Origin of the sequence: Variovorax sp. YR216, from assembly GCF_900107745.1 — a bacterium.
Classification (GTDB): domain Bacteria; phylum Pseudomonadota; class Gammaproteobacteria; order Burkholderiales; family Burkholderiaceae_C; genus Variovorax.
In genome coordinates this window covers 150434-165138 of record NZ_FNRO01000008.1, presented here as the reverse complement: position 1 = coordinate 165138, position 14705 = coordinate 150434, and the positions used below count along the sequence as shown (strand labels likewise).

The 14705-nt window shown below is 67.7% G+C and carries 15 protein-coding genes; 12 read left to right on the top strand and 3 right to left on the bottom strand.

The genetic code is table 11. The annotated features are described in order from the left end of the window. Positions 1-48 precede the first annotated feature (48 nt). From BLW05_RS20915 to BLW05_RS20905, 3 genes are read left to right on the top strand one after another with little or no spacing between them, the layout of a single operon-like run. Positions 49-669, top strand: coding sequence for an SET domain-containing protein (locus tag BLW05_RS20915; protein ID WP_093165487.1), 621 nt, complete (start codon positions 49-51; stop codon positions 667-669). Between the two features lie 2 nt (positions 670-671). Beyond that, a complete protein-coding gene (locus BLW05_RS20910; RefSeq protein ID WP_093165486.1) occupies positions 672-1469 on the top strand; it encodes a biotin--[acetyl-CoA-carboxylase] ligase in 798 nt (265 codons plus the stop codon). After that, entirely contained in the window at positions 1469-1654 is a 186-nt protein-coding gene (locus BLW05_RS20905; RefSeq protein WP_256330417.1) for a sporulation protein, read from the top strand. The genes BLW05_RS20910 and BLW05_RS20905 overlap by 1 nt, the downstream gene beginning before the upstream one ends. A gap of 21 nt (positions 1655-1675) precedes the next feature. Here the strand turns inward: BLW05_RS20905 and BLW05_RS20900 are convergent, their stop codons facing one another. The 3 genes from BLW05_RS20900 to BLW05_RS20890 form a co-directional block, all read right to left on the bottom strand. Further along, positions 1676-3139: a sensor histidine kinase gene (locus tag BLW05_RS20900; protein WP_093165484.1), complete on the bottom strand. Its 1464-nt coding sequence runs from the start codon at positions 3137-3139 to the stop codon at positions 1676-1678. Positions 3140-3164: 25 nt separating this feature from the next. Continuing rightward, positions 3165-3839 (bottom strand): response regulator, encoded by a 675-nt coding sequence (locus tag BLW05_RS20895; RefSeq protein ID WP_093165483.1) that lies wholly within the window; start codon positions 3837-3839, stop codon positions 3165-3167. Between the two features lie 126 nt (positions 3840-3965). Further along, entirely contained in the window at positions 3966-4451 is a 486-nt protein-coding gene (locus BLW05_RS20890; RefSeq protein ID WP_093165482.1) for a MarR family winged helix-turn-helix transcriptional regulator, read from the bottom strand. A gap of 146 nt (positions 4452-4597) precedes the next feature. Between BLW05_RS20890 and recA the strand changes: the two genes are divergently transcribed. The 9 genes from recA (at position 4598) to BLW05_RS20845 (ending at position 14704) form a co-directional block, all read left to right on the top strand. After that, positions 4598-5686, top strand: coding sequence for a recombinase RecA (gene recA / locus BLW05_RS20885; RefSeq protein WP_093165481.1), 1089 nt, complete (start codon positions 4598-4600; stop codon positions 5684-5686). Continuing rightward, positions 5676-6143: a recombination regulator RecX gene (gene recX / locus BLW05_RS20880; protein WP_093165480.1), complete on the top strand. Its 468-nt coding sequence runs from the start codon at positions 5676-5678 to the stop codon at positions 6141-6143. The genes recA and recX overlap by 11 nt, the downstream gene beginning before the upstream one ends. 152 nt (positions 6144-6295) lie before the next feature. After that, entirely contained in the window at positions 6296-7243 is a 948-nt protein-coding gene (locus BLW05_RS20875) for a MurR/RpiR family transcriptional regulator (RefSeq protein ID WP_256330416.1), read from the top strand. Then, positions 7240-8217, top strand: coding sequence for an isoaspartyl peptidase/L-asparaginase family protein (locus BLW05_RS20870; RefSeq protein ID WP_093165479.1), 978 nt, complete (start codon positions 7240-7242; stop codon positions 8215-8217). The genes BLW05_RS20875 and BLW05_RS20870 overlap by 4 nt, the downstream gene beginning before the upstream one ends. Positions 8218-8238: 21 nt before the next feature. Next, positions 8239-10134, top strand: coding sequence for a dipeptide ABC transporter ATP-binding protein (locus tag BLW05_RS20865; RefSeq protein WP_093165478.1), 1896 nt, complete (start codon positions 8239-8241; stop codon positions 10132-10134). 69 nt (positions 10135-10203) lie between these two features. Continuing rightward, a complete protein-coding gene (gsiB, locus tag BLW05_RS20860) occupies positions 10204-11757 on the top strand; it encodes a glutathione ABC transporter substrate-binding protein GsiB (RefSeq protein WP_093165477.1) in 1554 nt (517 codons plus the stop codon). Between the two features lie 37 nt (positions 11758-11794). Next, on the top strand, positions 11795-12718 hold the full coding sequence (gene gsiC / locus BLW05_RS20855) for a glutathione ABC transporter permease GsiC (RefSeq protein ID WP_093165476.1): 924 nt from the start codon (positions 11795-11797) through the stop codon (positions 12716-12718). Positions 12719-12725: 7 nt separating this feature from the next. Further along, a complete protein-coding gene (gsiD, locus tag BLW05_RS20850; protein ID WP_093165475.1) occupies positions 12726-13643 on the top strand; it encodes a glutathione ABC transporter permease GsiD in 918 nt (305 codons plus the stop codon). Then, positions 13640-14704 (top strand): DmpA family aminopeptidase, encoded by a 1065-nt coding sequence (locus BLW05_RS20845; protein ID WP_093165474.1) that lies wholly within the window; start codon positions 13640-13642, stop codon positions 14702-14704. Before gsiD ends, BLW05_RS20845 begins: the two co-directional genes overlap by 4 nt. Position 14705: the final 1 nt, after the last annotated feature.

The window sequence follows — 14705 nt, the reverse complement described above, 5'->3', positions numbered from 1 at the left end:
CGCGCACGCACGCGCATGCGTACATATTCAAACTATCAGACTTCGCCGATGCCTTCCAAATCCTTCGTTTCAGGTGGTGGCCGCCGCATCCAGACCCGGCGCTCCGACGTCCATGGCAACGGCGTTTTCGCCGTGCAGGATATCGCGGAGGGCGAAACGCTCATCGAGTACAAGGGCGAAGTCATCACCTGGAAGGAGGCGCTCCGGCGCCATCCGCACGATCCGTCGCAACCCAACCACACGTTCTACTTCCACATCGATGACGAGCGTGTGATCGATGGCGGCGTGAAAGGCAACGCCGCGCGCTGGATCAACCATTCCTGCGACCCGAGCTGCGAAGCGGACGAGCAGGACGGCCGCGTCTTCATCAAGGCCCTGCGCAATATCGCGGCGGGCGAAGAGCTCAGCTACGACTACGGCCTGATCATCGACGAGCCCTATACGAAGAAGCTCAAGGCCGAGTTCCCCTGCTGGTGCGGGTCAAAGAACTGTCGCGGCACTTTGCTTGCGCCCAAGTCCGACGAAAAGAAGAGCAAGGGCAAGAAGAAGGACAAGGAAGCCAAGAGCGCCAGCAAGGGCAAGAAGGACGCGGGCGAGGCCCGCAAGGAACCGAAGAAGAAAAAGGACAAGGACAAGAGCGCCAAGTCCTTGAAGTCCGGCAAGCGCTGAGCATGGCCGCGCCCTGGTTCGAGGACGAGATCGCCGGCGCCCTGGCGCCGAGGCTGCCGGGGGTGAGCGTCGAGGTCGTTGCCGAGATCGATTCGACAAGCAGCGAGCTCATGCGGCGGGCGCGCGACGGCAATCACGCTCCCGTGTTCCTGGTGGCCGAACGGCAGACCGCCGGTCGCGGCCGGCTGGGTCGGGACTGGCAAAGCGCGCAGGACGCGCAGCAGCCGGCCTCGCTGACCTTCTCGCTTGGCCTGCCGCTCGCGCCGCGCGACTGGTCGGGGTTGTCGCTCGCGGTGGGTGTGAGCGTGGCGGAAAGCCTCGATCCCTCCAATGCCGCGGGCCTGGGGCTCAAGTGGCCGAACGACCTCTGGGTCGGCGAGTGCAAGCTCGGCGGCATCCTGATCGAAACCGCCCTCCTCCAGCCTGACGCGGCCGAGCGCTACCTGGTGATCGGCATCGGCATCAACATCGGCCCGCGCGAAGCCGCCGGGATGCGCACCCCGCCGGCTTGGCTGCAGCAGTGGCGCCCGCAGGCGACGCCGGCGCAGGTGCTGCGCGAGATCGCGGTGCCTTTGGTGGAGAACGTCCAGCTTTTCGATGCGCGGGGCTTCGTCCCCTTCGCGCCGCGCTTCGCCGCGCGCGACGTGCTGCGCGGGCGCGAGGTGCGGCTCAGCGACGGCACCGAAGGCCGTTGCGAGGGCGTGGGCTGGGGCGGTGAACTGCTGGTGCAGACGGCCTCCGGCATGAAGACCATCACCAGCGCCGAAGTCAGCGTGCGCCCTGCCTCTTCGACGCCATGATGCTGCGGCTGCTGGTCGTTCTTCTCATCGTCGCGAATCTCGGCTACTACGCCTGGTCGCAAGGCGCGCTCGCGCTGTTCGGCACGCAGCCCGCGCGCTTCAGCGAGCGTGAGCCGCAGCGCCTTCAGCAGCAGGTGCGGCCGCAGATGCTCGAGATCCGCAAGGTCGATCCCGGCAAGGTCTAGGGTGAACACGCCCTACGCCGCTCAGTGCGGCCCGCCGGCGCGGCGTTCGCCCTCGTTGCCGTCGAAGCGCAGGCTGACGAGCGTGCCCGGCGGATGTCGGCCCGGATGGGCGTCTTCCAGCCGCACGGTCGCGAAATGCTGGCGCGCGATCTCTCGCACGATCGGCAACCCGAGGCCCGATCCGTCGGCTTCGTTGCCCAGCACCCGGTAGAACGGCTCGAACACGAGCTCGCGCTCGGCTTCGGGGATGCCGGGGCCGTTGTCTTCGACCTGCAGCATCACGATGCGCCCGAAGGGGTCGGCCAGCACCCGCGCGGTGATCACGCCCGGCCGCTCCGGCGTCGACGGGGTGTAGTTGATGGCGTTGTCGACCAAGTTGCGCACCAATTCCTTGAGCAGGGTCGGATTGCCGTCGATCGCCACGCCGGGTGCGCCGGGCTGGGCGCCCTCGTAGCCGAGGTCGATGCGCTTGTCGATCGCGCGCGGCACCGCCTCGCGCACCACCTCGATCGTGAGTCGCGCGATGTCGCAGGACTGCCGGCCGATGCTGCCGCCGTTGCCTTCCGCGCGCGCGAGCGAGAGCAGCTGATTGACCGTGTGCGTCGCGCGCACGCTGGCACGGCCGATCTGCTTGAGGGACTTCTTGAGTTCCTCGGCATTCGCGCCTTCGCGCTGCGCGAGGTCGGCCTGCATGCGCAGGCCCGCCAGCGGCGTCTTCAACTGATGCGCCGCATCCGCCAGAAAGCGCTTCTGCGTGCCGATCGAATCGTTGAGCTTGCGCAGCAGGTCGTTGACCGAGAGCACCAGCGGCACCACTTCGAGCGGCACCGAGGATTCGTCGAGCGGGCTCAGGTCGCCTGGCCGGCGCTCGCGGATGCGCGCTTCCACCACCGACAGCGGCTTGATGCCGCGCACCAGCGCCAGCCAGATCAGCAGCACCGCCAGCGGCAGGATCGCGAACTGCGGGAGCAGCACGCCCTTGATGATTTCCGTGGCCAGCACCGATTGCTTCTCGCGCGTCTCGGCCACCTGCAGCAGCGCCATCGGCGCCTCGGGGTTGGTGCCGGCGATCCACAGCGAAGCGATGCGCACCTGCTGCCCCTGGATCAGGCCGTTGCGCAGGTAGACCACGCCGGGCATGGGCGGCTCGTCGGAGCTGGGCGGCGGGACGTCCGGCTCGCCGCTGAGCAGCCCGCCGTGTTCGTCGAGCAGCTGGACGTACACGCGATCCGCCTCGTCGCCGCCGAGGATCTCGCGCGCCGGCTGCGGCAGCACGAACTGGACGCGGCCGTGGTCCACGTCGACGAGGCGCGCGAGGGTCTGGATGTTGGATTCGAGCGCCCGATCGAACGGCGCATTGGCGATGCCTTGCGCCACGAGCCATGTCACGCCGATGCTCACCGGCACCAGCAGCAACAGCGGCGTGAGCATCCAGTCGAGGATCTCGCCGAACAGGGAGCGCTGGGCGCGCTGAAAGAGTTTCATGCTCGCCCGGCCGGTGATCTGGGCATCAGGAAGGGATTTTTTCCAGGCAGTAGCCGAGGCCGCGCACGGTCGCGATGCGCACCGGGCCCTTTTCGATCTTCTTGCGCAGGCGATGGATGTAGACCTCGATCGCGTTCAGGCTGACCTCTTCGCCCCATTCGCACAGGCGCTCCACGAGCTGGTCCTTGCTGACGAGACGGCCCGCGCGCTGCAGCAGGACTTCGAGCAGGCCGAGTTCGCGCGCAGAGAGTTCGATCATCTTGCCGTCGATGGTCGCCACGCGACCGGCCTGGTCGTAGACCAGCGGACCATGCTTGATCGCATTGCTCGTGCCGCCCATGCCGCGCCGGGTGAGCGCGCGCACGCGGGCCTCCAGTTCCTGCAGCGAGAAGGGTTTGGCCATGTAGTCGTCGGCGCCGTAGTCGAGGCCCTTGACGCGTTCCTCCACGCTGTCCGCGGCGGTGAGCACGAGCACCGGCAGTTGCGAGCCGCGCGCACGCAGCCGCTTGAGGATCTCCAGGCCGTGCATGTTCGGCAGGCCGAGGTCGAGGATCAACAGGTCGAATTCGCTGTTGGTCATCAGGGCCGCGTCGGCTTGCGAGCCCGTCGCCACATGATCGACCGCCGAACCGGAGGTGCGCAGGCTGCGCAGCAGGGCATCGGCCAGCACCTGATCGTCTTCCGCAATGAGTATTCGCATCTTGAGTTCACCCCCAGCCTCGCCCACTTCGTGTGGCTCTGCACCCCCTCTCCGGGGGCAACCCCGGCGGCCCGGCAAAGCCGGTTCCGCGGGGTTCCTGGCTTGGTCGGGCCCACCTTTGAAATTCTAGGCGGCTGCGTAGGCTTCGAGGCCGATGGTTACTACGGTGGCGATCTCGTCGCCGACGCTCGCGCGGAACTCGGATTCGGCCTGCGCCACCGCGTTGCGGAAGGCTTCGAGCCATGCCAGGCCATCGGCGGTGAACATCACGCGGCGGGCCCTTGCATCGAGCGGATCGGGCTCGCGCGTGACCAGTCCCCAGGCCTCGCACTGGTCGACCAGCGTGCCCATCGCCTGCTTGGTCATGCCGGCACGCTCGGCCAGTTCGGTCAGGCGCGAGCCGTCGCGCGACAGGTGCCGCGTGATGTGGATGTGCGCGGCGCTGACCTGCGCGCGTGCCGCAAGGTTCGAAAGCGCAAGGGGCACGTCCGCGTCGTGCGCCATCAGGCTGAGCACGCGCTCGTCGAAGCGGCGCATGGCATGGCCGAGCAACCGGCCCAGGTGGGTCTGACGCCAGGCGTCGTGGTCTGCGGAAGAGAGTTGATCGGCCATGGCGATTTGATAGTAAATCAAACTGACCAAAAAATGGGCCAATGCCGATCCATTGGCCCCTACACTACTGTTCAAGCATCCAGCCTGTGGTTAAGCGCAGCGGGATGAATTCAATACAACCCATTGATATTTCAAGGAGTTTCCAGATGGACGCAGTCGTCAAGGGCGCAAGCATCTCCGGTGCCAACACTGAAAAGGCCAAGGCCCTTCAGGCCGCGCTGGCCCAGATTGAAAAGCAGTTTGGCAAGGGCACGATCATGCGTCTGGGCGAGGGCGAGGCGCTGGAGGACATCCAAGTGGTGTCCACGGGCTCGCTCGGCCTTGATATTGCGCTGGGCGTTGGCGGATTGCCGCGCGGGCGCGTGATCGAAATCTACGGTCCGGAATCCTCGGGCAAGACCACGCTCACCTTGCAGGTCATCGCCGAGATGCAGCGCCAGGCTGGCACCTGCGCCTTCGTCGATGCCGAGCACGCGCTCGACGTGCAATATGCGCAGAAGCTCGGTGTCAATCTGTCGGATCTGCTCATCAGCCAGCCAGACACCGGCGAGCAGGCACTCGAGATCGTCGATTCGCTGGTGCGTTCGGGCGCGGTCGACCTGATCGTGGTCGACTCGGTCGCCGCGCTCACGCCCAAGGCCGAAATCGAAGGCGAAATGGGCGACTCGCTGCCCGGCTTGCAGGCCCGCCTCATGAGCCAGGCCCTGCGCAAGTTGACCTCCACGATCAAGAAGACCAACTGCATGGTCATCTTCATCAACCAGATCCGCATGAAGATCGGCGTGATGTTCGGCTCGCCCGAAACCACCACCGGCGGCAACGCGCTGAAGTTCTACGCTTCGGTGCGCCTGGACATCCGTCGCATCGGCACCATCAAGAAGGGCGACGAGGCGATCGGCAACGAGACCAAGGTCAAGGTGGTCAAGAACAAGGTGTCGCCGCCCTTCAAGACGGCGGAGTTCGACATCCTGTTCGGCGAGGGCATCAGCCGCGAGGGCGAGATCATCGACATGGGCGTGAACGCCAAGATCATCGACAAGTCGGGCGCCTGGTATGCCTACAACGGCGAGAAGATCGGCCAAGGCCGCGACAACGCGCGCGAATTCCTGCGCGAGAACCGCGAGCTGGCGCGCGAGATCGAGAACAAGGTGCGCGAGTCGCTGGGCATCCCGCTGCTGGCTGCGGAAGCGGCGGCCGAGGCACCGTCCGAAAAGCCTGCGAAGGGTGACAAGTAAAAGGGAAGAGGGAAGGGCGGGCCCGTCGCTCAAGGGCCGCGCCCTGCGCCTGCTCAGCCAGCGCGAACATTCGCGCGCCGAGCTCGAGCGAAAGCTGCGCAAGTACGAGGAAGAGCCCGGCACGCTGGCCCGCGCACTCGACGAGCTGGCGGCCAAGGACTTCATCAGCGAAACAAGGGTGGTGCAGTCGGTGTTGCACCAGCGCTCGGGCCGGCTCGGCGCCGCACGTGTACGCCAGGAGCTGCTGCACAAGGGCATCGCGCCCGAAGCGGTGGCGCAGGCTGTGGCAAGCCTGCAGGACACGGAGCTGGACCGCGCGCGCGACGTGTGGCGCCGACGCTTCGGGGAATTGCCGCAGGACATGACCCAGCGTGCGCGGCAAGCGCGCTTTCTGCTCGCGCGAGGCTTCTCGAGCGCCGTGATCGGCAAAGTGCTGCGCGCCGATTTCGACGACTGATCTTTCCCTGTCCATTGCCGCCCGCTCCGATCGGGGTTTACCCGGCTTTGGGGCTTCGAACGGGTTTTGTCGCTCAAATTTGACCAAAAATTTTCAAATAGAGGATATATTTGTAATTCGATTCTCATTCGCCCTCTCAAGTGCCCTCCCTCGTGGAATTCCCCGAAGCCAGCGACAACACCACCGTGGCGCGCCGTATCGCGCACGCCCTGCCACGCCTGACCCGTGCGCACCGCAAGATGGCCGACCACGTGCTCGCCCATCCGCTGGAGGTCGCCACGCAGCCGATCGACGAGCTTGCAAACTCGGTGGGCGTCTCGGTGGCCACGGCCAACCGCTTTGCGCGTGCCCTGGGCTTCGAGGGCTACCCGAGCTTCCGGGCCGAACTGGTGCGAGGCTTCGAGGCGCTGCTCGCGCCGGTGGAGCAGCTGCGCGGCAACCTCGCGCAGCCGAGCACGGTGGCCGAGGTCTTCGCCAGTTCGCTGGAGGAAACCCAGCACAACGTCGAGGCCACGCGCAAGTCGCTGGACTACGCGGCATGCGAAGAGGCGGTGCGCCGCATCCTGGCGGCACGTACCGTCTCCGTCGTCGGCTTCGGCGCCAGTGGCTGGCTCGCGGGCCTGCTCGCGCATGGCCTCGACTCCTACTGCGCCGACGTGCGGACGCTGGCCGGCGTGGGCGGCGTCAGCAGCGCTGCGCGGGCGCTGATCCGCAGCGGCCCTGAAGACGTGCTGATCGCGCTGACCTTTCCGCGCTACCTCGTCGATACCGTCACACTGGCCAAGACCGCGCGCGCGCGCGGCATGCAGGTGCTGGCCATCACCGATCGACCCAGCTCGCCGCTGGCGCCGCTGGCCGACGTGGCCCTCTATGCGCAGACCCGCTCGCGCTACCGTCCCAACTGCGAGACCAGCGCGCTCGCCCTCATCGAGGCGCTGACCAGTGCCGTCGCGCTGCGTGCGCCTGGCGCCTTCCAGGTGGCGGGCCGCGTCGTCGAAACCCTGGCGCCCTGGCTGCATGGCGCGTCCGGGCTGCAGGTGATGCCGCCCGATGCGGACGCCGGACCCAAACAAGCTTCCCAACGCAAGCGATCCTCATGAACACCTCGCCTGTCATCGCCATCCACGGTGGCGCCGGCACCATCAGTGCCGCCGCGCTCAGCCAGGACGCCGCCCGCGGCTACCACGAGGCGCTGCATGCCATCGTGCAGGCCGCCCAGAAGCTGCTGCTGGGCGGCGGCGCGGCCGTCGACGCCGTGTGCCTCGCGGTCGAGATGCTCGAGGACTGTCCGCTGTTCAACGCCGGCCACGGCGCGGTGTTCACCCACGACGAAACGCATGAGCTCGATGCCGCGGTGATGGATGGCATTGACCTGCGCGCCGGAGCCATCGCGGGCGTGAGCCGCATCCGCCGACCGGTGCGGGCCGCGCGCGCCGTGATGGAGGACGGCGCGCATGTGCTGCTCGCCGGTGCCGGCGCCGAAGCCTTCGCGCGTGAACGCGGCCTGGAACTGGTCGATCCCTCGTACTTCTCCACCGAGGCGCGCCGCGACCAGCTGCATCGCGTGCGCGCTGCAGGGCGCGTCACGCTCGACCACGACGGCGCCGCGCTGGCAGCGGCTGCCGCCGAAGCGCCGCTCGACGAAGACCGCAAGATGGGCACCGTGGGCGCTGTCGCGCTCGACACGCGCGGCCACCTCGCCGCGGCCACGTCCACCGGTGGCATGACCAACAAGCGCGTGGGCCGCATCGGCGATTCGCCGCTCATCGGCGCGGGCACCTACGCCGACGACCGCACGGCCGCGGTCTCGTGCACCGGCAGCGGCGAGATCTTCATCCGCGCCGCCGCGGCCTACGACGTCTGCGCGCGCATGCGCTACGCCGGCCAGTCGCTGGCGCAGGCCACCGAAGCGGTCGTCATGCAGACCCTGCCGGCCATCGCCGGCGCGCGCGGCAGCGGCGGCCTGATCGCCGTCGACCGCGAGGGGCACCTGAGCCTGTGCTTCAACACCGAGGGCATGTACCGCGGTCATGCCCGCGGCGCCGAGCCGTCCATCACCGCCATTCACCGCTGAGTCGCGACCTCGCGAGAGACCATGTCCGCCGTCCTGCGTGCCCCTACCCCCTCCCCGGCGCTCGCGCTGCCCGAACAGCGCGTGTTGGCTGTCGACGATCTCACCGTGCGCTTCGCCACCTCGGAGCGCACCGTCGACGCGGTGCGCTCGCTGTCCTTTCATGTCGATCGCGGCGAAACGCTGGCCATCGTCGGCGAATCGGGCTCCGGCAAATCGGTCACCTCGCTGTCGCTGATGCGGCTGGTCGAGTGGGGCGGCGGGCACATCCTGAGCGGGCGCATGGCCTTCCGCCGCCGCAACGGCGAAGTGCTCGACCTTGCGCGCGCGTCCAATGCCACGATGCGCGGCATCCGCGGCGCGGACATCGCGATGATCTTCCAGGAGCCGATGACCTCGCTCAATCCGGTGTTCACCGCCGGGGACCAGATCGCCGAGGCCATCGCCATCCACCAGGGCAAGGACCGCGCGGCCGCGAGCGCCGAAGCGCTGCGCATGTTGGAGCTGGTGCGCATCCCCGAGGCGCGCAGCGTGCTGCAGCGCTTTCCGCACCAGCTCTCGGGCGGCATGCGCCAGCGCGTGATGATCGCGATGGCCCTGTCGTGCCGGCCCTCGCTGCTGATCGCCGACGAGCCGACCACCGCGCTGGACGTGACCATCCAGGCGCAGATCCTGCAGCTCATCCGCGAGCTGCAGCGCGAGATGAACATGGGCGTGGTCTTCATCACGCACGACATGGGCGTCGTGGCCGAAGTGGCCGACCGCGTTCTCGTGATGTACCGCGGAAACAGCGTCGAGGCCGGCCCCTCGTTGGAGATCTTCAAGGCGCCGCAGCATGCCTACACGCGCGCACTGCTGTCGGCCGTGCCCCAACTGGGCGCGATGCGAGGCACCGAGCTGCCGGCCAAGTTCGAGCTGCTGCAGGTGGATTCGCCCGCCACCCCGGGCGAAGCAGCGCGGCCGCACGACACGGTGCGCCGCGACGAGCCGCCGGTGCTGCGCGTCAAGGACCTGGTGACCCGATTCGAGTTGCGCAGCGGCTTGCTCGGGCGCGTCACGCGCGAGGTGCATGCGGTCGAGAAGGTCAGCTTCGACCTGTACCCCGGAGAAACGCTGGCGCTGGTGGGCGAATCGGGCTGCGGCAAGTCCACCACCGGCCGCTCGCTGCTGCGCCTGGTCGAAAGCCGGCGCGGAAGCATCGAATTCGGCGGCCGCGACATCCTCGCGCTGCCCGAGCGCCAGGTGCAGACGCTCCGGCGCGACATCCAGTTCATCTTCCAGGACCCCTTCGCCTCGCTCGATCCGCGCGTGACGGTGGGCTTCTCGATCATGGAGCCGCTGCTGGTGCACGGCGTGGCCGAGGGCGCCAAGGCGCGCGAGCGCGTGCGCTGGCTACTCGAGAAGGTGGGCCTGCCGCCGGATTACGCGCAGCGCTATCCGCACGAGTTCTCCGGTGGGCAGCGCCAGCGCATCGCGATTGCCCGCGCGCTGGCGCTCAACCCCAGGGTGGTGGTGGCCGACGAATCGGTGTCGGCGCTGGACGTGTCGATCCAGGCGCAGATCGTCAACCTGATGCTGGACCTGCAGCGCGAACTGGGCGTGGCCTTCATCTTCATCTCGCACGACATGGCGGTGGTGGAACGCGTGAGCCATCGCGTGGCGGTGATGTACCTGGGGCAGATCGTCGAGATCGGCCCGCGGCGCGCCATCTTCGAGAACCCCCAGCATGCCTACACCAGGCGCCTGATGGCGGCGGTGCCGGTGGCCGATCCGACGCGCCGCCACCTGGAGCGCGCGCTGCTCTCGGGCGAGATTCCGAGCGCCATCTTTCCGGTGGGCCACGAGCCCGACCCGAAGCCGCTGGTGGAGGTCGGCCCGGGACACTTCGTCGCGCGGCATCCGATCGCCGGTGGCTTCTGAGGCGCGAGGCCTCCTGCCGCGTCCTTTTTCACTTTCGCTCACTCAATCGACTTCAAAGGAGACAGACACATGAAGAACCCTCGCCACCTGCCCCGCTTCCTGGCCGTGGCCCTTGCGCTCGCTGGACTCGCCGCCAGCGGCAGCGCGCTCGCCGCCAAGGACGTCGTGCTGGCCATCGGCTACCAGCCCGAGACGCTGGACCCCTACAACACCAACACCACCATCACGACCGCGGTCACCAAGTCGTTCTACGAAGGACTGTTCCAGTTCGACAAGGACCTCAAGGTCGTGCCGGTGCTGGCCGAGGGCTACGAGGTGTCGAAGGATGGACTGGTCTACACCCTGAAGCTGCGCCAGGGCGTGAAGTTTCACGACGGCAGCGACTTCAATGCCGAGGCGGTGAAGTTCGTGCTCGACCGCGTGATGAACCCCGAGAACAAGCTGCTGCGCGCGAACCAGTTCAACCGCGTGAGCAAGGTCGAGGCGGTGAATCCTTCCACCGTGCGCATCACGCTCAAGGAGCCCTTCGCGCCTTTCATCAACACGCTGGCGCACGGCTCGGCCGCGATGATCTCGCCCACCGCGCTCAAGAAGTGGGGCAACAAGGACATCGCCTTCCACCCCGTGGGCACCGGCCCGTTCGAATTCGTCGAGTGGAAGCAGACCGAGGCCGTCAAGGGCAAGAAGTTCGACGGCTACTGGAAGAAGGGCTACCCCAAGGTCGAGAGCGTGAGCTGGAAGCCGGTGCTCGAGAACAACACGCGCGCGGCGATGCTGCAGACCGGCGAAGCCGATTTCGCCTTCCCGCTGCCCTACGAGCAGGTCGAGCTGCTCAAGAAGAGCGACAAGGTGAACGTCGCGGTGACGCCGTCGATCATCACCCGCTTCCTGAGCTTCAACATGCTGCAGAAGCCCTATGACAACCCCAAGGTGCGCGAAGCCATCGCCTACGCCATCAACAAGGAAGCGCTGGCGAAGGTGGCCTTCAGCGGCTTTGCCATGCCGGCCGAGGGCGTCGTGCCGCAGGGCGTGAAGTACGCCGAGAAGATGCCGCCCGTTCCCTATGACCTGAAGAAGGCGCGCGAGCTTCTGAAGGAAGCCGGCTATCCCAACGGCTTCGAATCCGTGCTGTGGGGCGGCTACGCCAACACGACGACCAACAAGGTGCTCCAGTTCGTGCAGCAGCAGCTCGCGCAAGTGGGCATCAAGCTGCAGGTGCAGGCGCTCGAGGTCGGCCAGCGCACGGAATGGGTCGATGCCTGGCCCGATCCGGCCACGGCCAAGGTGCGCCTGTACTACATCGGCTGGTCGTCCTCCACCGGTGAGGCCGACTGGGCGCTGCGTCCGCTGTTCGCCTCGGAGTCCTGGGCGCCCAAGCTCCAGAACGTGTCCTTCTACAAGAACGAGCTGGTGGACCAGAGCATCGCCCGCGCGCTGGTCACCACCGACGAAGGCGAACGCGCCGCGCTCTACAAGAAGACGCAGGAGCAGATCCTCAAGGATCTGCCGCGCGTGCCGCTGGTCACCGAGATGAACCTCGCGGCCACGTCCAAGCGCCTGTCGGGTGTGCACGTGATGCCCGACGGAAACATCAACATGGACGCCATCGCGATCAGCGACTGATCGCCACGCACGTCACGCCAGGACGCACCGGCCTCCCATGCTCAGCTATTTCCTGAAACGACTCGTCGGCCTGATCCCGACGCTGCTCATCGTCGCGGTGCTGGTGTTCCTGTTCGTCCACATGCTGCCGGGCGATCCGGCGCGTCTGGCCGCGGGCCAGGACGCGGACGAGCAGACGGTGGCCCTGGTGCGCAAGGACCTGGGCCTCGACCGCCCACTCCACCAGCAGTTCGCGAGCTTCTTCGGCCACATGCTGCAAGGCGACTTCGGCACTTCGATCCGCACGCGCCGCCCGGTGTCGGCGGAGATCTTCGAGCGCCTGTTCCCCACGGTCATGCTCACCATCACCAGCATGGCCTGGGCGGTGCTGTTCGGGATGGGCATCGGCATCGTCTCGGCGGTGTACCGCAACCAGTGGCCCGACCGGGTGGGCATGACGCTGGCGGTCTCGGGCATTTCATTCCCGGCCTTCGCCCTGGGCATGGTGCTGATGGAGATCTTCTCGGTGGGCCTCGGGTGGCTGCCCACGGTCGGCGCCGACAGCTGGCGCCACTACATCCTGCCCTCGCTCACATTGGGCGCGGCGGTCGCCGCGGTGATGGCGCGCTTCACGAGGGCCTCTTTCGTCGAGGTGATCCAGGAGGACTTCGTGCGCACCGCGCGCGCCAAGGGCGTGGCGGAAAAGCGCGTGATCCTCAAGCACTGCCTGCGCAACGCGCTGATTCCGGTGGTCACGATGATGGGGCTGCAGTTCGGCTTTCTGCTGGGCGGCTCCATCGTGGTCGAGGCGGTGTTCAACTGGCCCGGCGTCGGCCGGCTGCTGATCGATTCGGTGACCATGCGCGACTACCCGGTGATCCAGACGCTGGTGCTGCTGTTCTCGCTGGAATTCATCCTGATCAACCTGGTGGTGGACGTGCTGTACGGCTTCATCAACCCCACCATCCGTTTCAACAAGTGAGCCGGCCATGAGCACTGTTCCCGCCAACGGCGATTCCGTCCCGCGCGTTGCGCCCGTCGACACGGCCGCTGCCGCGGTGCGCACGCCGTGGAGCGAGTTCTGGCGCAAGTTCCGCAAGCAGCACGTGGCGCTCGGTGCGCTGGCGTTCGTCATCCTGCTGGTGCTGGTGGCCGTGCTGGCGCCGTGGATCGCGCCGTACGACGCCGAGAACTTCTTCGACTACGACCGCATCAACGCAGGGCCTTCGCTCGAGCACTGGTTCGGCGTCGACCCGCTCGGGCGCGACATCTTCAGCCGCATCCTCATGGGGGCGCGCATCTCGCTGGCTGCCGGTTTCCTGTCCGTGGTGCTCGGCGCGATCATCGGCACCGCCGCGGGCCTCTTGGCCGGCTACTACGGCGGCTGGTGGGACCGCATCGTGATGCGCATCTCCGACGTGCTGTTCGCCTTCCCCGGCATCCTGCTGGCGCTGGGCGTGGTCGCCATCCTGGGCAGCAGCATGACCAACGTGGTGGTGGCGGTGTCGGTGTTCAGCGTGCCGGCCTTCGCGCGCCTGGTGCGCGGCAACACGCTGGTGCTGAAGAACCTGACCTACATCGAGGCCACGCGCAGCATCGGCGCCCCGGACCGCACCATCCTGCTGCGGCACATCCTGCCGGGCACGGTCTCCTCGATCGTCGTGTACTTCACGATGCGAGTGGGCACCTCGATCATCACGGCCGCGAGCCTCTCCTTCCTGGGTATGGGCGCGCAGCCGCCGACGCCGGAGTGGGGCGCGATGCTCAACGAGGCGCGTGCCGACATGGTGAATGCGCCGCACGTCGCGCTGTTCCCCGCGATCGCGATCTTCCTGACCGTGCTGGCCTTCAACGTCCTGGGCGACGGCCTGCGCGACGCGCTCGACCCCAAGATCGACAAGCTATGACGCCCGCGGTCCCGCGCATCGGCGCGCTGCCATCGGGGCCGCGCGATGCGATCACGGATGTGGCCGACGTGACCGTCGGCCATGCCACGCTCGACGACGGCGACGTGCACACCGGCGTGACCGTGGTGCGCCCCCATGCGGGCGATCCCTACGCCCAGCGCGTGCCGGCCGGCGTCGCGGTACTCAACGGCTTCGGCAAGAGCGTAGGGCTGGTGCAGGTGGAGGAACTCGGCCTTCTGGAAACGCCGATCGCGCTGACCAACACCTTCTCGGTGCCCGCGGTCGCGGCGGCGCAAATCCGGCAGTGCATCGCGAGCCACCCGGAGTGCGGGCGCGGCCTGCCCACGGTGAATCCCCTGGTCTTTGAATGCAACGACGGCTATCTCAACGACATCCAGCGCATGGCGGTCGGCGAAGCCGACTATCTCGATGCCTTGGCCGCCGCCGGCAAGACGGTGGCTCAGGGCTCGGTGGGCGCCGGGCGCGGCATGTCCAGCTTCGCGCTCAAGGGCGGCATCGGCACGGCCTCGCGGCGCGTAAGGGTGCCGGGCGCCGGGCCGTACACGGTGGGCGCGCTCGTGTTGTCCAACTTCGGCGTGCTGGCGAACCTGGTGATCGCCGGGCAGGCGGTGGGTCCGCGGCTGGCCAGGCAATTGACGCCTGGCGTCGCCGAGCCCGAGAAGGGATCGATCATCCTGCTGCTCGCGATCGATGCCCCGCTTGATGCCCGCCAGTTGCGCCGTCTCGCATTGCGTGCCGGCGCGGGCCTGGCGCGCACCGGCTCGGTTTTCGGCCATGGCAGCGGCGACATTGCGCTGGCCTTTTCCACCGCCTACACCGTGCCGCTCACCCCCGACTCGCCGATGCCGGCCGTCGCGCTGCTGCACGATGCGCTGCTCGACGGGCTCTTCCAGGCCGTGGCCGACAGCGTCGAGCAGGCAATCCTGCATGCGCTGTGGCATGCCCGCGCCTTCGTCGGACGCGACGGCCACGTGCGGCCCGCGCTCACCGATCTGCTCGCCGGCTGGCCGGCCGATGCTTTCTCCCGCTCTTCCGGATGAG